Consider the following 18,512-nt stretch of genomic DNA (forward strand, 5'->3'; position numbering starts at 1 on the left):
TTAAACTCTATATTATAAAAATATGAAATATTTTGAGAATATATAAAAAAAAAAACAAAACATACAAAAATCTACATAAAAAAAAAAAAAAAAAACAAAAAAAAAAAAAAAAAAGAAAAAAAAAAAAACCAAAAAGATAAAAAAAAAAAAACGGGGGGGGGGGGGTGAATCTAGTGAGATCTATAATCAGCAAACAAGTTTTGTCCTTAAGCACGATAATTTTGTAGAATCTGGCACTATTCGCACAAACACACAGCTTAAACTTCAAGGTATGGAATCTGATACCACACTATCTTTACAACCACCTAAAAAAATCTCTGTAATTATCCCCTGCTACAATGAGGAAAAGACTATCGCTCAAGTCATTGATGAAGTTTTTAGTGTGCTACCAAACGCACATATTTATGTATTTGATAATAATTCAAGTGATAACTCACGGAGCATTGTTAAGGCTAAAATTGATGAGATAAAATCTTTAGATTGTCATATTGAGCGAAGCGAAATATCCAATATGGAATCTAAAAAAGATTTTTCGTGCTTACACACTCAAAATGACAAGATTGGAGAATCTAGCAATTTTACACAAAAAGCCCCGCACTCACCCATAAAGGCAGAGAATCTTGATTCTACATCAACAAACCATGTAGGTAAAACTACAAATTCTAGCGATTGCTCTGTGGCTTTGGAGGCTTTGAGTGAATTAGAGGGTAGGAGTTATCTAAGCGATATGACTACCCATCACAATTCACTCAATCGTTCAAATTGTATAGACAAGGGCGAATTTTTACAGAATCTAGATTCTAAAACCCCCGCAAAATCCCTCACGCTCTATAGTGTTAGCACGCAGGGCAAGGGGGCGGTTATGCGTGAGGCATTTGCCTTGATTGAAGCAGATTTCTACATAATGATTGATGCAGATACTGAACACGATGCTTCTATCTTACCACAAGCACTAGCGTATTTTAGCACTCATAAGCTTGATATGCTAAATATCGCAAGAGAGGCAGACTCTAGCACATATCGCAAGGGGCATAGCTTTGGCAATAAGCTGTTTTCAAAAAGCACACAAATGCTTTTTGGCACAAAAATTAACGATATGTTAAGTGGTTATAGAATCTTTTCTCGCCCTTTTGTGAAGAGCTTCCCAGCCCATAGCAATGGCTTTGAGATAGAGACTGAACTCACCATTTATGCTTTAGAGCAAAGGCTTCGCACCGATGAGATAAAAGCCCCTTATAAATCCCGCCCAGAAGGCAGCTTCTCTAAGCTTTCAACCTTTAAAGATGGCTTTAAAATATCGCTTATGATTCTAAATCTTTTGTTTAGTGAGCGTCCTTTGCTTGTCTTTAGTGTGCTAAGCGCTATATGCTTTTTGCTTTCTCTATTCTTTGGTGTGCCTGTCTTTGTGGAGTTTTTAGAGACTTCTAAGGTAGCGAGATTCCCCACGCTTTTTGTATGTGTTGGGCTAATGGTGATTGCTGTGGTGCTTTTTATCGCAGGGCTTTTAGCCCATCTTGTTACAAAGAGCATTAAAGAATCTCGCTATTTAGCCTATTTGCAAAGCAGTAGAGAAGCTAATAAGGGCATATATGGCTAGTGATACTTTATCTTGTGAAAGCGATTCTAGTGCTATGGAATCTAGTGCAGATTCTAAAAGAGATTGTTGTGTTAAGCGAAGTGAAATATATTGTCATACTGAAGCCTTTGAGGGCGAAGTATCTAATGTAGAATTTAAACAAGATTTTTCGCCTTTTTCAAAGGCTCAAAATGACAAATTTCTAGATTCTCTACCAACAAATCACGCAAACAAAACCACAAATTCTAGCAGTTGCTCTATGGCTTTGGAGGCTTTGAGCGAATTAGAGGGTAGGAGTTATCTAAGCGATAATGACTATCCCTCTAATTCGCTCAATCGTTCAAATTGTATAGACAAGGGCGAATTTTTACAGAATCTAGATTCTGTAAAATCCAAAACGCCAACTGCGGAAGTATCTTTGAGTGATTTTAGTGGTTTTACTAAAGAAAGCAAAGCTTTTGGAGCGGAAGGCGAAGGGAGTTACCTAGAAGGTAATGACCAAGCCTTGAGCGAACAATCCGCTAAAAGTGCTAAAAAGACAACGCAGAACCTAGATTCTAAAACACATAAAAGCTTAAAGCAACTCACACTATTTTTTTGTATCGGTGGAGGCATTACCCTTGCAGAACTTGCAGGATTCTATATTCTATATAAGTTTTTTGGGGTGCATTATATTCTTGCTTCGCTTATTATGTTTGTGTTAGCTAGTGGAGTTGGCGTGTGGCTATATCGGCGGTTTGTGTTTGGGGAGACACATTTGCATAGAGGCTTAGAAGTTGGGCTAACCTATCTTATCAACACCATAGGCATAGGACTAAATACGCTTATTTTATGGGTATGTGTGGAGTTTTTGGGATTTGAAGCGATTGTGGCAAAGATTCTAGCTTCTTTGCTTGTGGCATTTTATGGCTTTTATGCGAGAAAGCTTGTCATTTATAGAAAAGAACCTAAATTCTATTTTTACACAAAAAGCCCTGCACCAGCCCATAAAGGTGTAGATTCTAAATTTATCAAAAAGGAGTGTCAATGATTGAAGTTCTAAAATCTGTGAGATTAAGCAAAGGGAGTAAAATCGCCCTTAGCGTGTGGTTTATTCTGCTTATGCTTGTGGTGATTATCTTTCTAGCTTTGCGTTTTATGAGTAAGGATAGGATAGATTATGCGGATATGATTGTGGAAAGTGAGATTACTCGCACGATCGAGAAATGTAAGGCAACATGCAGTGAGGCAACACCGATAAATTTTCAAAAAAATGGATTTTTTGAGGTTTGTAAAAAGCAATGCATGGATACTAACACATTGCATACTTATCGCATTAATTTAGTCTTTAAAAATGAAGTATTTAAAGCACAAAGATTCTATGGGGATATTCACATTGCCAATATAGAATGGAGTAAAGACATAGAAAAGCTTGGTAATGTAGCTTCAATCTATCAAGCAGCAAAAGATAATGGCAATCTTGAGATAGTAACCCCTTATCAATTACAAGTTGGGCAAAATATAGGTATCGCGAGTTATAGCACAGAATTTTCAACATTGCTTTTGCAAGATTATGCGGGTAGGCTTATTTTCTTGTTTGGACTTTGTGTGATGATATGGTTTTTATATGTGCCTCTTAGACTATATTTAGCTAGATTTAATACAACATATCCAAAACAGCATATAGAACAATATGCCTTAAATTCTGCGTTATCTTTGAAGGATAAACTCTTTTTAGCATTAAGTGCGTGTATTATCATTGCCTTGTTTATATTTCAGTTTTGGCTTGGATTTCCGGGTTATCACCTTATAGGCGATAATTATATTAGTGTTAATCTAAATACAAGGAATCTTGCTCCAGTATTGCCCTCTTATGTTTTAGGAATCTTATATTTTCTTTTTGGAAAGCATTTATACTATATGTTTCTTTTCAATCTCATTCCTTTTTATGCTGGGCTTTTGTTTTTAGTGTGGGGCTTTTATATTCGCTTTAGAAGTGTTTTTGCAATTGTGTTGCTATTTCCTGTGTTTATAGGCAATATCTATTTTCAAAACTTTATTCAGCTAACTAGCTTTTCTTTGCCTATGCTTTTATTTTGTGGTTATGCTATGGTGCTTTTTATGCTGCTTGTGCCTTTATCTGTCAAAAAAACTAAGATAATGTGGTGGCTTATTGGCATAGTATTCTTTTGTGCGATTTTATGGCGGCATAATGCGATTTTTAGCGTATTTCCTGTGAGTTTTGTGTTTGTGTATATGTGGCTTTGCAATCGCGGTATAAATACTAAAGAATTTGTAAAAAAATATATAAATGGTGTCATAGCCTGTGCGATACTCTGTCTTTGCGTGGTAATTATTGTGCCGCGAAATCTTATCTTTCCTCGCCCTGCATTACCTGCCAATCATGTATTTTTACATCAAATTGCAGGGGCTTGTGTGCCTGCCGATGATAACAGCTGTTTTAAAGACGAGTGGTATTATCCAGAAAAAACTTGGAACGATGTTAGGGAATTATATAAAGAGCGACTACTTGATGCAGACCCTTTTAATGTAGGTTGGGGTTATCACGATAAACGACCTTTTCCGCCTAAACAATTCGATGGGCTTTATACACAATGGCTTAAAGCAATATTTAAACATCCTATATACTTCGCACAACATGAGCTAAGATTCTTAAAAGCCATGTGGTTTAAAAAAGAAGTGTATATGTTTGATAGTAAAGTGTTGCAAGAAAAAACAACAAATTCTCAGTTTATATATTTTGCAAGTAAATTTAGAGAATCTGAACGAAGCATTGTATTCACACCCACACAAGAAAAGATTTATGATTTTTTATATGAACATCGTTTGCTGTTAAATCATTTTTGGGGTGTGGCTTTAAGTTTTGGAGTGATGATACTCTCTCTTATTTTATGGCTAGTTAAGAGAGATTTACGCAATAGTTTGCTTATGTTTAGCTTTGGTGTGGGCTTTGCAGGATTTTTTAGTGCATTATTTATCGTGCTTTTTACGCCAGTGGCAGAATCTCGCTATATGTCGCCAATACTTCCTTTAGGACTTTTAGCAATCATTGGTTTTGTAGCATTTATACTTGATTATTATAAAAGGGTTAAGGTGTGATTTTTTAGATTTTTTGGTTTGTATGTAATCTTTGCCATGCAACAATAGAATCATATATCACAATGACTTCAAAGTTTTGCTAATAGATTTCCAACAATCTCTCTAGCAGATTCTTGGAAGTAGCTCACCTTGTGGATATTCTAAAAATCTTTTACTGCCATATTTTGTATGTAACACAACTTTTTGGTAATAGGTAGTTTTGCTTATTTGTGCTTTATTGTCTTTAGAATCTTGCGGACTAAATATTTTGCTTACTTCGCCAATGATTGTGGCATTCACGCCTAGTGTATGCCCTCTTAATAGAGATAACACTTCTTCTGCATATTGCTTAGGCATGGCGATCACACATACACCTTCATTTGCTAGATCATAAGGCTCTAGCCCTAGCATTTCACACACACCTTGCACTTCAGAATCTATTTGTATTTTTTCTTCATAAATATCAATACAAGCATGTGAGCTTATAGCCCATTCATTCAAAACGCTTGATAGCCCACCACGCGTAGCATCACGTATGGCATGTATAGGGATATTGCTTTGCAAGAGTGATTCTAACATAGGATAAAGACTAGCACAATCGCTTTGTATATTGCTTGTAATTGCGATATTGTTTTGTTCTAAAAAGATTCTTGCACCATGACTTCCTATCTTACCGCTTAGGATAATTGAGTCGTTCTCGCTTAGATTCTTCGCACTTATGCAATCTTTTTCAACACCGCCAATGCAAGTTGTATTAATAAAAATGAGTTTATCTTTTGCCTCTGTGCTATCTGTAACTTTTGGTAATACTTTGGTATCTGCGGATAGAATCTTTATGTTAAAACTCTTGCATTCAAGGGCAATAGATTCTGCAATTTGCTTTAATAAATCTATCTTAAAACCCTCTTCAATAATAAAGCCTATGTTTAAATATAATGGTTTTCCACCCATCATGGCTACATCATTACTGCTACCACATACACAAAGTTTGCCGATATTCCCACCTGCAAAAAATATGGGATTTATAGTATAGGAATCTGTGCTTGTTACATATTTCATATCTTTTGTGTTAGAAAAGATTCCACAATCTTCATTTGCATAGGGCATAAGGTCTTTGAAATAGGGCATAAAAACCTTTTGCACAAACTCGGCTGCATTTATGCCGCCGCTACCATGTGCTAATGTTACAATATCCATAATTTTCCTTTTTAGTAGTTATTCATTTTCCATTGCTGATGGGGCTTTATTCATACTTTTCCCAGACAATACATTATTGATTTTATTAGCAATGAAGTGATTATGCGTTGTAAAATGACTAATAATTTCACCTACAATATCATCAGGCAAGTTCTCTTGCATATCTTTACAATGTCCCTTAAACTCATCTTCGGTAATACCTGCTGAATCTTCAAATAGCTCAATGTATCTTCGCATGAGTTTTTGCTCTCTTTCTTTCTGCAAGACTTGCTGCATAATCTCATCATAAGTGGCTTGTAAATCTGCGATTTTCATATCAAATAATTCATTTTTTGTGTAAATACCACTAATTTCTAGAATCTTAGCAATAAGCGTGCGTTTCTCTTTGCTATTATCGTAGAAAGGCTTATATTCAGATTCTAAATCTCTGCTTAGAAAAGTTTGCATGATATTAAGCTTTGTTTCAGCCGTTGAGCGTAAATACTCTAGCGTCCCAGAGCTTTTATAGCGATTGTGCAATTTCTCTAGCCATAGCACATCATTACGCATACCCTCATAATGTGCTATGAGTGTTTCTCTCTCTTGTGGTGGCAAGGATTCTAAATCGCTTTTAATCTTATCTAGCACTTCATCTTGCACTCTTGCATGCACGATTGCTATAATCTTTTGCAAACGAGTATAAGGCACAGGCATTTTAATCTCTGCCATAAAAGCGATTAAATCCGTTGGCATATAGGTATGCAAAAATTCATATAAAATATCATATATATCATCTGTTGTTTGAGCCTGCTTTAAGACATCGATAACATCTCTTTTCTTTGCCTCTAAAAATTCTATTTCAGAGTTTTCTTCCTGCAAAAGATTATGATAATATGAAATGCCCTCACGCACAATGCGTTCATACTCTGTTTGCAACTCTTCAAGTCCCAAATCCACTACATTATCAACACCATGTGTCCGCAAGTATTCCTTTAATGCAATGCTATCGTGCATATTTTTCCTTTTATTTGCCTTGTAATCTCTGCGTAAAAGTATAGCATATTAAGAATATTTTGTTATGTGAGTTTCTAGACTAGATTCTATGTGAATATAGAAAAATTTGCTAAAAAAATGTAGAATCATCTTTTCATACATTACTACTTAGGAAATATGCTATGCAAGACCAAGCAATGCTTACTATCATTCTACCAACTTTTAATAAGAAAGATTATATCGCCCAAACCCTAGATTCTATATTCATGCAAAAGACTACATATAGCTATCAAGTCATTGTTGCTGATGATGCTTCAAGCGATAGCACACTTGATATTGTGAGAGAATATTGTCTTAAATATCCAAATGCAATACAGATTCTAGAATCTAGTCAAAATCAAAAGCTTTTTAAAAATATAGTGAGGGCTTATGAGATAACAAAGACTGAGTATTTTTGCGTGCTTGACCCAGATGACTACTGGATAGATGAAGAAAAGATACAAAAAGCACTTGATTTTTTAGAAGAGAATAAGGACTTCACAGCGTATTCTCAAAATACACGCATGTTATATAGTGATGGCACAACAAAAGAATATATCGGGGCTAAAGAAGACAAAGTCTCAACCTTTGATGATTATTTAAATGATAGGGCGATTTTTGGACATACTTCAAGCTGTATTTTTAGAAATGTGATCTTTAAAGACGGACTTCCAAAGCAACTGCAACATTTGCAATATGAAAGTAATGAAGTGTCATTTCGAGGCGATTCCTTTCGCAATCTCATTCACATGTATAAAGGCAAAGCTATGTATAAACCCGGAATAGATAGCGTATATAGAATCCATAGTGAGGGCATTTGGCAGTCTCTAGATACAAATAAGCAAATGATTATAGGCTGCATGTTTCATAAAGATATGTATTTTTATTTTGATAAAAAGTATATAGAGTTATTGTTTTTCTCATATAGGCTTTATGAGCGACTTTTGCAAAAAGAAAATTTGATTACTGCTTTTACAATGGAGCATAAAAACTTTATGTCCTTAATGAATGAACTCTATGAATTACATGGAATATATGAGCCATTATTAGCTCAGCTAAAAGAGACTAAAAAGCCAAAAAGTTTAAAATATAAACTCTTTTTATCATGCTATAAATTCTTACATAAAAAGCTTACTAAGAAAGGGTATTTGTAATTGTGTGGTAAGCAAAAAATTGTTATTGTATTGTTTAACTTGTTTTTAGATGCTAGATTCAAATGATCCCTGCAATATGCAGTAAAAATCATAGACAAATACGCTTACATATTAAGTCTTTAGAATCTACTCACTACAATGCACACTCAATCCAGCACTTGCCTGTGTTGTAGGCATAATTTCAATAGAGTTGATATTTACATGTGGTGGTTGATGGCTTACCCAAAAGATTATCTCTGCGATGTCTTTTGCGTGAAGTGGCTTTGTGTGCTTATAGACATTATCCGCCCTCTCTTTATCACCATGAAATCGCACAATGGAAAAATCGCTTCCCTCACATAATCCGGGTTCAATATTACTCACGCGGATATTTTTATCATACAAATCAGCGCGTAAATTGCGACTAAATTGCTTTACAAATGCCTTTGTAGCCCCATATACATTCCCACCACGATAGGCATAACTACCAGCAATAGACCCCACATTAATAATATGCCCACTTCCCTTTGCTACCATGTTGGGCAAAACGCAATGCGTGATATGGCTTAGAGCTTTTATATTAGTGGCAATCATTTCTTCCCAATCGCTATAACTCGTATTTTCCGCACTTTCAATGCCCCTTGCAAGACCAGCATTATTGACTAAGATATCAATATCTAAATCTTTTGTGCTTTTTGTGATAAATTCTTTATCACAAATATCTCCAGCAAGGATTTCAACACAAATATTTTTTTGCATTGAGAGTATTTCTTGTTTGAGTTTCTCTAGCTTTTCTTTTCTTCTTGCGATAAGATAGAGTGTGAGATTATCCCATTCTCTTGCATAGGTTAGGGCTAAATAGTAGCCAAAGCCAGAGCTTGCCCCTGTGATTAAGATGTGCTTTTTATCTTGTGTGTTATCTAGCATGTTTTTCCTTTGTGTGTATATTTAGAATCTAGCCCTATTTACACTCACCCTAAAAGTGTAGATTTAAAATCGACGCTAAATGGAGATTCTAAAATATCCGCGTATGATTGTATATTGATTTCCGCCATAGAAGTTAATCGCTGGGGTATTATTATATACGCCTGTGAGATTTAGTCCTACCTTGCCTTTCATATAGGTTTTAAGCTGTCCATAACGATTTCTTTGTCGCCATATAGGAAACTCACTCTCACCTTTTATCTCAAAGCTTGTAACACTTCCAGTAGGCAAAAAGCTACCACGCACACTAGCTTTTATCTCAAAGAGATTATCCCAGTGAAAACCTACACTCCCATAAGTCGTAATAGCTCCCGCCCAAAACATACCAACGGTGTATTTAAATGGTGTGAGTTGCCCATAATAATCGATTAGTTCTGCTCCACTTGGTGTAACGCCTATAAGCCCTACTTTTGCTTCTACTAAATCAAGGTATTTTACCTTTTGCTCTAGCCATGCAATCCCCGCCATATCTTGATTTGTGCTACCAGCATGTGCGGCTAACTCAAACTTATGATTGACATTTGCGGGGAAGGTATGCGGATAGTATTTGTTGTATCCTGCTACATGCAGTTTTGTCTCCATTTTAATATCATGTGTAATGTAATAAGACATTGCAGCTTTGACACCAAAAGTAGTAAAAAATCCAGTAAAATAGAGATAAGGTTGTAAGTGTATATGCTTTGGTAGAGTAAAATCAGCACTCAATAGATATGTCCCAAAGCTGCTTAAATCTGTGCGAAATGGCGTTACATACTCATTTGTTACCATAGCACTACCATAAGATGCTAAAAACTCTAGTGTCGTGTAAGGAAGCGCACTATATCCTACTTGGAATCCTTGAGAATAGTAAGTATTCCATTCAGAGTTTGCCTTATATCTCCCTGCTATTGCGTGTAAGCCTAGCCTATTATCTAGATAATCCGCATAGGCGGTATTAAAAAGGAATATTTGCTTTACATCATTATAGGTTTTACCATGTCCATGACTAAAATCAAGGATAGGTGCAGCAAGTAGCATACCTGCCGCAGCTTTTAATCCATTATATCTCGCAGTAGAATAGTAGCCTAGAAAAGTTGCATCAAGGAAGGTAATCTCATCGCCAAATGCTTGTTGATAGAATATAGATGCAGAAAGCTCATGTGATGCCTTATTCCACAACGCATCGATTAAGCTTTGTGTGCTTGGCTCATAAGGTTTGGGTGCTGCGGCATTAAGGATAAATGGGAATAAAGCACAGCTTAAAAGACTACTTTTTTTCATCGGCATACCTACCTAATTAAAATCTAGCTTAATTAAAGATCTAGCTTAGTTAAAAGATAAAAGATTCTATGTTAAGCAAAGGTTTAGAATCTCGTGCAAAGCGATAAAAAAGATTCTAGCAAAAATCAATCCAAAGTCATTATAAATTTGAATTTTACTCGCATTTTTGATAGAATCATAATAAAAAGGTTTTTCATGCAGCAATCAAACACAAACCATATTTTCTTAAATGCTTCTGCTGGTAGCGGCAAGACTTTTGCCCTATGTGTGCGTTATATTGCCCTGCTTTTTCAAGGTGTGCCAGCAAATGAGATTCTCACACTTACATTTACAAAAAAAGCTGCAAATGAGATGAAAGAGCGTATCACACAGAATCTTTTTTTGCTTTATATCACTCAAGATTCTAAACTTAAAGAAGCAAAAGAGATTTATAAAGATAACTATGAAAAGATTCTAAAACAAAGAGATGATATTATAGAATCTTTGCTTAGCTATAATCTTACAAAAGAGCATATAGAAGCACAAACGACAAAGGTTTATAAGCATTTCTTACAAGCTGATAAAAAGATAAGCACAATCGATTCTTTCTATACGCAAATGTTGCGTAAATTTGCCTTTTTTATCGGCATAAGACGAGATTTTGACATGCAAGAGAGTGGGCTAGATGATGAGATTTTTGAATGCTTTTTAGAAAAAATATATAAAGATTCACATTTACATGAAGCCTTACTTTCTTTAACAAATGATTTAAATATTCACATTGATATGAATACAAATTATGGCACGACACTCACACTAAAGCAGCTTTTAGCAACTCTTTATGATAAATCCATTGAGTTTAAGACAAAACAAGATCTTATACACGCTATGCACCCATTATTTACACAGCAAAAAATACTTGAGTTTGCTAAGAGTTTTATGAGTGATGAGGTTTTAGAATCTATTCTCTGTCGTGTTGAGAAAAGCGAAACATCTCAAAATTTAGATCATAAAAAAGATTTTTCGCCTTTTTCAAAGGCTCAAAATGACAAAAATATAGAATCTAATCCGCTTGAATGTGCCACTGAATTTGAGTCGCAAAAAATAGAGAATATAGAATCCAAACAAAATCTAGATTCTATAAATTACGCCCTAAACCCCGCAGCCCACCCAGAAACATTGCAACTAAACCCAAAACGCATTGAAACAATAATTCAATCTCATGCCAAACAGCTCAGCGATTTTTTACAAAACATTGCACCAAATGGAGAAGTTAAACCCCGCACAAAAGCAATATGTGAAAAATTAGAATCTAGCAGTGCCAAAGAAATATTACAGCATAAACTCATAGTGGAAAAAAAGCATAACTATATCAAGCAAGATTTAAAGCTAAATGAAGCTATGCAGCAAGAAATCGCATATAAATGCGAGCAAATACAACAGCTTGGAATCTCATATACAATGTGTGTTGAGAGTGCGCTATTATCGCATTTATACATGTTTTTAGAGATTTACACACAGGCTATAAGAGAGATAGAATCAAAGCATAATATACTAAGCTTTCAATCCATCGCACATAAGGTTTTTGCTATTGCAACTGATACCTTAATGATAGATGGGGATTTTCAAAGTGATTATTTCTTTTTTAGGCTAGATTCTTGCATTAGTCATATACTCTTTGATGAATATCAAGATACAAGTATTATGCAGTATAGAATCTTTGAGCCACTTTTTAATGAAATCCTTGCAGGAAGCGGGACAAAAGATTCTAAAAGTTTGTTTTTTGTGGGAGATTCTAAGCAGAGTTTATATGCCTTTCGTGGTGCAAATATATCTGTATTTGAGAAGACAAAAAGGCTAGATTCCATGCAGCAAGAAAGTCTAAGTCATAACTATCGCAGTAAAAAAGCAATCATTGATTTTGTAAATGATAAGTTTGCAAATCTCTATAAAGAGGAGTATATAAAGCAGCTTTATAGCAAGGATTCACAAGATATAAGCGGTGTGGTGAATGTGAAATTATATGAAGATTCTGGTGATAAAGAGATAAATAAAAACGCAGTATTTACAGATACTCTTACACAACTGAATAGGCTTATAGAATCTAATGTGCCAAAAAAAGAAATTGCCATTCTAGCAAGAAAAAGAGACACTCTACATGAATTTAATCTATTCTTAAAAGAGAATGATTCTACTATAAAACTAAACCTTGATAAAAGTGGGAAGCTAATAAATCAGCCAAGCATACAGGCAATATTTTATGTCTTTAAAACACAAGAATATAGAGATGAAATAAAGCTTGTAGAATCTAAGTTAGCTATATTGCAAGATTCCACACAACAAGTAACTATACAACAAGATTTTAGCCCACAAGATTCTAAGTTAAAAGATTCCACAGAATCACTACAAGAAAAGCTAAGAAAAGCAAAAAATAATTATAAATTCGCACAAAAAAAGCTGAATAAACTCTTAGGAAAAAGCTATTTTGATAATCAACATATCACTATCCCACACCAAACTTCTACATATTATTCACTTGCAAAATCTATAAAAAGCATTATAGAATCTCTAAGATTCTATAATGATGATTGTATGGAGTTACTAGAAATAGCAAGTGAAAATATTGATATAAAAAATATTGATTCTTTGTTTGAATTTATAGAAAATAGAGAATCTGTAATCATGCAAGAAGAAGCCATTCATGCGATGAGTGTGCATGGGTCTAAAGGGCTTGGATTTGAGTATGTGATATATTTAGACTACGAGGCACAAAAACAAAATAATAATGAAAAAATACTTTATAGTTATAATGATATTTTCTTAGAATCTATACGCATAGATACTACAACAAAGGCTATGAATATTTATAGAGATAAGACATTGCAAGATTTAGCGGATAAAAAAGAGAGAGAAAACCTGCAACAAGAATATAATAATCTCTATGTAGCATGCACAAGGGCTAAAATCGGGCTTTATATATTTGCAAACAAAGAAAGCTCTATTGCAACACATCTTGCTTTAAAAGATAATGAAAACTATGGCGAAGAAATACAGACAAAAAGAGATTCTAAACAAACACAAAATAATCTCACAATTATTAGCAAGTTACAAGCTAAAAACACAAAGCAAGAAGAGTTTTTACAAGAGAGTAAAGATTCTTTCTATCAGCATAATATTTCTATGCAGCATAAGCAAATACTAGGCTTAAGCCTTCATTACTCACTTGAACTCATGCTTGGATTTAAGATTAAAAACCCTTATACTATGCTAAATTTTTCGTATGGATTCTATCTAGATGAAAGCATGATTGTAGAGATTTTACAAAAGGCAAATAACATTTTTAAATCTAGCCTTGAAAAATTGCTATATATGGATAAAAATACGATAAAATGTGAGCTGTCTTTTCTGCAAGAAAATAGCATAAAAAGATTAGATGCCCTTATACAAAATGGAGAGGAATTTTTTGTTATAGAATTTAAAAGTAGTCAAAATATCAGTGAAGCATTGTTGCAAGAACATACCGCACAATTACAATCTTATATGGAATCTATTGCTACTATCTCTCAAAAGACGTCCCAAATAAAAGGCTATTTAGTCTATTTGCAAGACAATGTTGCAGTAAAAGAAATCACTCTATAAAATATAGAATCTTTTAATAAAAATCAATTATAAATTTTACATATCTTTTAAGGTAAAACTATGGGGCTAGAGCATAAAAACATACACGCACAAGAGATGCAACAAGATAAAATCGATCATGCAAACAATACGCTAAAAAACTTCATCACACATGAATCATTTGGCGGTGTTTTACTCTTTTTCTGCGTTATCATAGCAATGATTATTGCAAATACAAACTTTGGAATCTTTTATAATGAATTTTTTGGTATGTATTTGGATTTTCATATCGGCGGGACTAGGGTTATACATATCAGTATTTTACATTTTATTAATGATGTATTGATGTCTTTTTTCTTTCTCATGGTGGGCTTAGAGATGAAGCGAGAAGTGCTTTATGGGGAGTTAGCCGGGTTTCGTGCGGTAAGCTTTTCTGTGTTTGGGGCTATTGGAGGGTTAGTTTTACCTAGTGCGATATATATTTTTTTCAATCTAGGCACACCAAGTGTAAATGGCTTTGGCGTTGCAATGAGCACTGATACTGCTTTTGCTTTGGGGGTTATATTGCTGCTTGGCAAAAGGATTCCAAATGTGATTAAAATCTTTCTTGTAACCTTAGCGGTTGCTGATGATTTAGGTGCGATTAGTGTTATTGCTATCTTTTATACCGATCAGATTAATTGGATATATATCTATATTGCCATCGTGCTACTTGCTGTGTTAATCACCTTTAACTATTTAGATATTAAGTATTTATCGCTTTATTTTGCGGTGGGCTTTTTGCTTTGGATTTGCTTTTTTTTAAGTGGGGTGCATGCTACCGTTGGGGCAGTGCTACTTGCCTTTACAATACCGGGAAAGTCTCAAATATCACAGCATAGCTATCTTGGATTAAAAGAAGCTTATAATAAGCTTTACTTTAAAACAACGGCAGATTTTACGACTTTTACGCCAAGCCACACAGAAGAGAGAAATAGATTTGGGGCGATTTTGTATGGTTTTAGGGACTTTTTTGTAAGTTCATATCAAAATATTAAAAAATTTATGGGTTCAAAAAGTGATATGGAAAGAGAAGTTGATATGCACAAAGAGCATGAAAGAGTGGAGATTCTAGACACAATAGCTAGATATTCAAAATACGCACAAAATCCACTCGTGCGTATTGAATATATCTTGCAACCTTTAAATGCGTATTTCATCGTGCCTTTATTTGCCTTTGCAAATGCAGGAGTTTCTATTGACTCTAGTCTTAGTTTTAGTATTGATGGAATCTTTTGGGGCATTATTTTAGGCTTAGTGATTGGTAAGCCACTTGGTATTTTAGGCTTTACATGGTTAAGCGAAAAACTCCGCCTTGCAAAGCGACCAGAGGGTTTAACAAATACACAAATCTTTTCTGTTGGTGCATTAGCAGGCATAGGCTTTACCATGTCTATGTTTGTAGCAAATCTTGCGTATAGCTCAAATATGAGTGTAGATTTAGCAAAAATCTCTGTGCTAATCGCCTCTGGCATTGCCGCTATTATCGGCGTAACAAGCCTTTATTTCAATACAAAAGATTCTAGTGAAGAAGATATTCGCATTGAAGATTAGTGAGTGTGAAAAAATGTAGTGCCGCATGTTCTAGCCTGAAGTGAGCATAGTCATTGCGATATAAATGTTTTATGCTATAATGTAGCTTTCATAACTTCAAAATATCTGTTAATTACAATAAAATCAAAGGAATTTTTATGTTAATACGGCTTGTTGGCGGACTTGGTAATCAAATGTTTATTTATGCTTTTGCAAAGGCTATGAGTTTAAAAGGCTATCCTATTTTGCTTGATGCAACATATTTTAATGAGAATTTGCATAAAGATGCTTTCAGTCAAGATTCTACAAATAGTGCAATGACTAATGGGGGGGGGGCAAGACCTACGACTTTTTGAGTTAATGTTATATAATATCTCTTTGCCACTATGCTTTGATTACAAAACCTTAGTTAAATATTTTTATTCTAATGACAAATCTTTGAAATACAACTTCCCATTGCAATACATTCGATACGCTACAAGAAGTAAATATCATAAATTATACTGGCTAGCATTAAAACATTATAAATATTTTTATGATGAAAATCCACAAGGCGACAACATTGTAAAAATGTATTTAAATGATAGTTTAGAGAAGCACGCTTATCCCTTTGGATACTTTCAAAATCTTATATATTTTGATGACATATATTCTATAATAAGAGAAGAGTTTTGTCTAAAAATACCCTTAAAACCACATAATCAAACGCTAAAAGAAAAGATAGAGAAAACAGAAAATAGTGTATTTTTACATGTAAGATTGGGGGATTATTTAAAAATGGAAGCAACAGATGGAGGCTATGTGCGTTTAGGTAAAGCCTACTATCAAAGTGCAATAGAGATTCTAAAGACTAGGCTAGGGCAACCACATATTTTTATTTTTAGTAATGATATAGAATGGTGTGAGAAAAATTTATGCAATTTACTTGACTTTAAGGGTTGCAATATTGAATTTGTTAAAGCTAATGGCGAAGGCAATGCAGCAGAAGAAATGGAGCTTATGAGAGCTTGCAAACATGCAGTTATTGCCAATTCGACATTTAGCTGGTGGGCTTCCTATCTCATCGATAATCCAGACAAACAAATCATTATGCCAACACAAGTTTTTAATGACACAAGAAGGATTCCAAAATCAAACATGCTTGCTAAAAAGGGCTATATACTCATTGATCCATTTTGGGGGACACATAGTGTAGTGTGAGATAAGGTTTATATTCTTACATTCACATGAAATGGCTTATATAAATATCTTAATTTCGCTTTTATCAATAAAGTCATCTCAAAAAAAACATTAACTTTGATATAGAATCTTACTTAAGATTCTATGCTAACTCTATATAGAATCTACCTATTATACCCACTCTCATACAGCATAAACATAAATCGCTTAGCAATCATCTCAGCCCTTTCCATAATCATTACAATATACTCATCTTTTGCATACACAGATTCTAAACTTTGCTTAAAAAGCTCTAACCACACAGCAAAAAGCTCTCTAGGAAAAGGGGGCAAGTCAAGATGGGCTTTCAAAGGGTGTCCGCTATAATCGCCACTATTTAAAAGCATACCCTGCCAAAATGTCGCAATCTTTGCCTTATGCTTCTCCCACGCCATATCATCACTGCCAATTTTAGCATTAAACACATCGCCTAGCCCACGCTTATCAAAACGCACTTTGTTATAAAAAATATCCATAAGCCTCATAATAGAATCTTCACTTATCACATCAAATTTTTCCTGCATATTCGCTCCTTTTTAAAAATTAACTTCACATATAAAATGCCATTTTTGCTAACACCACAATGAAAAATCCAAGTACCAAAGCCACCTTATGAATGCTCTTTGCCAATGGATTTTTTACTCCCAAAAACCTGCACGACAAAGACACAATCACCATACATACAATACACAACGCCAACACAACTTTTATCATCAATAGCACCTGCAAGGGCGAGTCAAAAAATCCTTGTGTTGTGCCTACATAGCGGCTTATCATCACTCCGCCACTAAGCAAAAGTAAAAGCAGACAAAGGGGCATTATCTTCACACCCCGCTTTGAGATAATACTAAAGATCTTATCTGCCAACTCTTCGCCAAGTACCTTTTTCAGCGGACTAAGTAGCACCACATCAGTAAAAATAAATCCCAAAAATATAATTGCACAAAGCAAATGCAGTGTAAGCATATACGGATAAATTGCTTCCATTATGTATCCTTTCATCAATGATAATAGAATCTCAATGCAATGCTAGACAAAATTACACAAGAAAACATTGATATATGTTAAGATTCTCTATTTTTAAAGGATTATATATGCAAGAGCTTTTTCATATTATGACACAAATGGGCAATAAACGCACATATCAAAATGGCGAGATTTTATTCCTGCAAGGTGCTATGCCTACGCATTTATACCTGCTTCTTAGCGGCAAGGTGAGACTTTATAAGACAAAAGAGCATATCTCAAGCACACAGCTGACACTACATACGCTTTCATCGCCACAATTCATCGCTGAAATGCCCTTTTTTATGCAAAGCCCCTATCCAGCAAATGCAGAATGTGCCTCAATATGCGAGATTATCACTATAAGCTATGAAAAATTCCACACGCATTGTTTGGGGAATAGCGAGATTTGTTTGCTTTTTATCACTTCATTATGCAAAAAGATAGAGATTCTAGAATCTCACATTGTCCTGCAAAACCAAAGTTTGCAAGAAAAAGTCCTAAGCTATCTCTCACACAACAAAGACAGCCTCCACACACTCACCCAACGACACATCGCAAACGCCCTAAATATCGCACCAGAATCCCTATCACGCACCCTAAAAACCCTAAAAACACAGGGCATACTCACCACGCATAAGGGTAAGGTTACACTACTCTAGGCTACTTTTCTGCTTTTTAGGCATAAAGTCTGCAACAATAAAGTTTTAATGGGGGGGGGGGGGAGCGGGCAATACGATTATATTTTTTTCATTTTTTTGCAAGAATGGATAAGAGATTGTATTAATATCTTTAATCCTGTACAAACTCCCTTAGAAAACTTGGTTTATTTGCACTCATAAAGTGGAATTTATTATCCAATGTTTGTAATTCTTTAAAAA

At 34.6% G+C, this 18,512-nt stretch carries 15 protein-coding genes; 9 read left to right on the forward strand and 6 right to left on the reverse strand.

Annotation, left to right across the window (positions count from 1 at the left end):
- Positions 1-271 precede the first annotated feature (271 nt).
- Genes C6H08_RS08115 through C6H08_RS08130 form a run of 3 tightly spaced genes read left to right on the forward strand, consistent with a single transcriptional unit; the run spans position 272 to position 4,675 of the window.
- Positions 272-1,597 (forward strand): glycosyltransferase, encoded by a 1,326-nt coding sequence (locus C6H08_RS08115; protein ID WP_034563273.1) that lies wholly within the window; start codon positions 272-274, stop codon positions 1,595-1,597.
- The gene (locus tag C6H08_RS12050; protein ID WP_034563270.1) at positions 1,590-2,606 is read left to right on the forward strand and encodes a GtrA family protein; all 1,017 of its coding nucleotides are present in this window, start codon (positions 1,590-1,592) and stop codon (positions 2,604-2,606) included. The genes C6H08_RS08115 and C6H08_RS12050 overlap by 8 nt, the downstream gene beginning before the upstream one ends.
- Positions 2,603-4,675 (forward strand): hypothetical protein, encoded by a 2,073-nt coding sequence (locus C6H08_RS08130; RefSeq protein ID WP_034580300.1) that lies wholly within the window; start codon positions 2,603-2,605, stop codon positions 4,673-4,675. The genes C6H08_RS12050 and C6H08_RS08130 overlap by 4 nt, the downstream gene beginning before the upstream one ends.
- A gap of 102 nt (positions 4,676-4,777) precedes the next feature.
- On the opposite strand, the gene hypE is transcribed toward C6H08_RS08130, so the two are convergent.
- Positions 4,778-5,851 (reverse strand): hydrogenase expression/formation protein HypE, encoded by a 1,074-nt coding sequence (hypE, locus tag C6H08_RS08135; RefSeq protein WP_034580302.1) that lies wholly within the window; start codon positions 5,849-5,851, stop codon positions 4,778-4,780.
- An 18-nt stretch (positions 5,852-5,869) separates the two neighbouring features.
- The gene (locus C6H08_RS08140) at positions 5,870-6,844 is read right to left on the reverse strand and encodes a hypothetical protein (RefSeq protein ID WP_034580304.1); all 975 of its coding nucleotides are present in this window, start codon (positions 6,842-6,844) and stop codon (positions 5,870-5,872) included.
- A gap of 161 nt (positions 6,845-7,005) precedes the next feature.
- Here C6H08_RS08140 and C6H08_RS08145 point away from each other — a divergent pair, with 161 nt between their 5' ends.
- A complete protein-coding gene (locus tag C6H08_RS08145; protein ID WP_034580305.1) occupies positions 7,006-8,016 on the forward strand; it encodes a glycosyltransferase family 2 protein in 1,011 nt (336 codons plus the stop codon).
- 126 nt (positions 8,017-8,142) lie between these two features.
- On the opposite strand, the gene C6H08_RS08150 is transcribed toward C6H08_RS08145, so the two are convergent.
- Both C6H08_RS08150 and C6H08_RS08155 read right to left on the reverse strand, forming a co-directional pair.
- Positions 8,143-8,922 carry an SDR family NAD(P)-dependent oxidoreductase gene (locus C6H08_RS08150; protein WP_034580307.1) on the reverse strand — a complete coding sequence of 260 codons (780 nt, stop codon included), beginning with the start codon at positions 8,920-8,922 and terminating at the stop codon, positions 8,143-8,145.
- Between the two features lie 75 nt (positions 8,923-8,997).
- Positions 8,998-10,239, reverse strand: a complete 1,242-nt coding sequence (locus C6H08_RS08155; RefSeq protein WP_034580308.1) for a hypothetical protein — start codon at positions 10,237-10,239, stop codon at positions 8,998-9,000.
- A gap of 93 nt (positions 10,240-10,332) precedes the next feature.
- On the opposite strand from C6H08_RS08155, the gene C6H08_RS08160 reads away from it, so the two are divergent.
- From C6H08_RS08160 to C6H08_RS08175, 4 genes are all read left to right on the forward strand, one after another.
- Positions 10,333-13,857 (forward strand): UvrD-helicase domain-containing protein, encoded by a 3,525-nt coding sequence (locus tag C6H08_RS08160; protein WP_233708541.1) that lies wholly within the window; start codon positions 10,333-10,335, stop codon positions 13,855-13,857.
- Between the two features lie 60 nt (positions 13,858-13,917).
- The gene (nhaA, locus tag C6H08_RS08165) at positions 13,918-15,429 is read left to right on the forward strand and encodes a Na+/H+ antiporter NhaA (RefSeq protein ID WP_034563255.1); all 1,512 of its coding nucleotides are present in this window, start codon (positions 13,918-13,920) and stop codon (positions 15,427-15,429) included.
- 137 nt (positions 15,430-15,566) lie between these two features.
- Positions 15,567-15,764 carry a hypothetical protein gene (locus tag C6H08_RS08170; protein ID WP_034580309.1) on the forward strand — a complete coding sequence of 66 codons (198 nt, stop codon included), beginning with the start codon at positions 15,567-15,569 and terminating at the stop codon, positions 15,762-15,764.
- Positions 15,733-16,608: an alpha-1,2-fucosyltransferase gene (locus C6H08_RS08175; protein ID WP_233708542.1), complete on the forward strand. Its 876-nt coding sequence runs from the start codon at positions 15,733-15,735 to the stop codon at positions 16,606-16,608. The genes C6H08_RS08170 and C6H08_RS08175 overlap by 32 nt, the downstream gene beginning before the upstream one ends.
- Before the next feature lie 143 nt (positions 16,609-16,751).
- Here C6H08_RS08175 and C6H08_RS08180 read toward each other — a convergent pair whose 3' ends face one another.
- Together C6H08_RS08180 and C6H08_RS08185 are read right to left on the reverse strand one after the other, a co-directional pair.
- Positions 16,752-17,150 (reverse strand): group III truncated hemoglobin, encoded by a 399-nt coding sequence (locus tag C6H08_RS08180; protein ID WP_034563249.1) that lies wholly within the window; start codon positions 17,148-17,150, stop codon positions 16,752-16,754.
- Positions 17,151-17,175: 25 nt separating this feature from the next.
- Complete coding sequence (locus C6H08_RS08185; RefSeq protein ID WP_034563247.1) at positions 17,176-17,613, reverse strand: copper resistance protein CopD; 438 nt, start codon at positions 17,611-17,613, stop codon at positions 17,176-17,178.
- Positions 17,614-17,720: 107 nt separating this feature from the next.
- On the opposite strand from C6H08_RS08185, the gene C6H08_RS08190 reads away from it, so the two are divergent.
- On the forward strand, positions 17,721-18,293 hold the full coding sequence (locus tag C6H08_RS08190; RefSeq protein WP_034580314.1) for a Crp/Fnr family transcriptional regulator: 573 nt from the start codon (positions 17,721-17,723) through the stop codon (positions 18,291-18,293).
- The last annotated feature ends 219 nt before the right edge of the window (positions 18,294-18,512 follow it).

This window comes from Helicobacter bilis (assembly GCF_900198365.1).
GTDB classification, from domain to species: Bacteria; Campylobacterota; Campylobacteria; order Campylobacterales; family Helicobacteraceae; genus Helicobacter_A; species Helicobacter_A bilis_B.

Excerpts from the sequence above, each read along its gene's own strand:
- C6H08_RS08155 (WP_034580308.1), bottom strand. The coding sequence starts at position 10,239 with ATGAAAAAAAGTAGTCTTTTAAGCTGTGCTTTATTCCCATTTATCCTT.
- C6H08_RS12050 (WP_034563270.1), top strand. The coding sequence starts at position 1,590 with ATGGCTAGTGATACTTTATCTTGTGAAAGCGATTCTAGTGCTATGGAA.
- C6H08_RS08190 (WP_034580314.1), top strand. The coding sequence starts at position 17,721 with ATGCAAGAGCTTTTTCATATTATGACACAAATGGGCAATAAACGCACA.
- C6H08_RS08140 (WP_034580304.1), bottom strand. The coding sequence starts at position 6,844 with ATGCACGATAGCATTGCATTAAAGGAATACTTGCGGACACATGGTGTT.
- C6H08_RS08180 (WP_034563249.1), bottom strand. The coding sequence starts at position 17,150 with ATGCAGGAAAAATTTGATGTGATAAGTGAAGATTCTATTATGAGGCTT.
- C6H08_RS08185 (WP_034563247.1), bottom strand. The coding sequence starts at position 17,613 with ATGGAAGCAATTTATCCGTATATGCTTACACTGCATTTGCTTTGTGCA.
- C6H08_RS08145 (WP_034580305.1), top strand. The coding sequence starts at position 7,006 with ATGCAAGACCAAGCAATGCTTACTATCATTCTACCAACTTTTAATAAG.
- C6H08_RS08150 (WP_034580307.1), bottom strand. The coding sequence starts at position 8,922 with ATGCTAGATAACACACAAGATAAAAAGCACATCTTAATCACAGGGGCA.
- nhaA (WP_034563255.1), top strand. The coding sequence starts at position 13,918 with ATGGGGCTAGAGCATAAAAACATACACGCACAAGAGATGCAACAAGAT.
- C6H08_RS08115 (WP_034563273.1), top strand. The coding sequence starts at position 272 with ATGGAATCTGATACCACACTATCTTTACAACCACCTAAAAAAATCTCT.
- hypE (WP_034580302.1), bottom strand. The coding sequence starts at position 5,851 with ATGGATATTGTAACATTAGCACATGGTAGCGGCGGCATAAATGCAGCC.
- C6H08_RS08170 (WP_034580309.1), top strand. The coding sequence starts at position 15,567 with ATGTTAATACGGCTTGTTGGCGGACTTGGTAATCAAATGTTTATTTAT.
- C6H08_RS08130 (WP_034580300.1), top strand. The coding sequence starts at position 2,603 with ATGATTGAAGTTCTAAAATCTGTGAGATTAAGCAAAGGGAGTAAAATC.
- C6H08_RS08175 (WP_233708542.1), top strand. The coding sequence starts at position 15,733 with ATGGGGGGGGGGCAAGACCTACGACTTTTTGAGTTAATGTTATATAAT.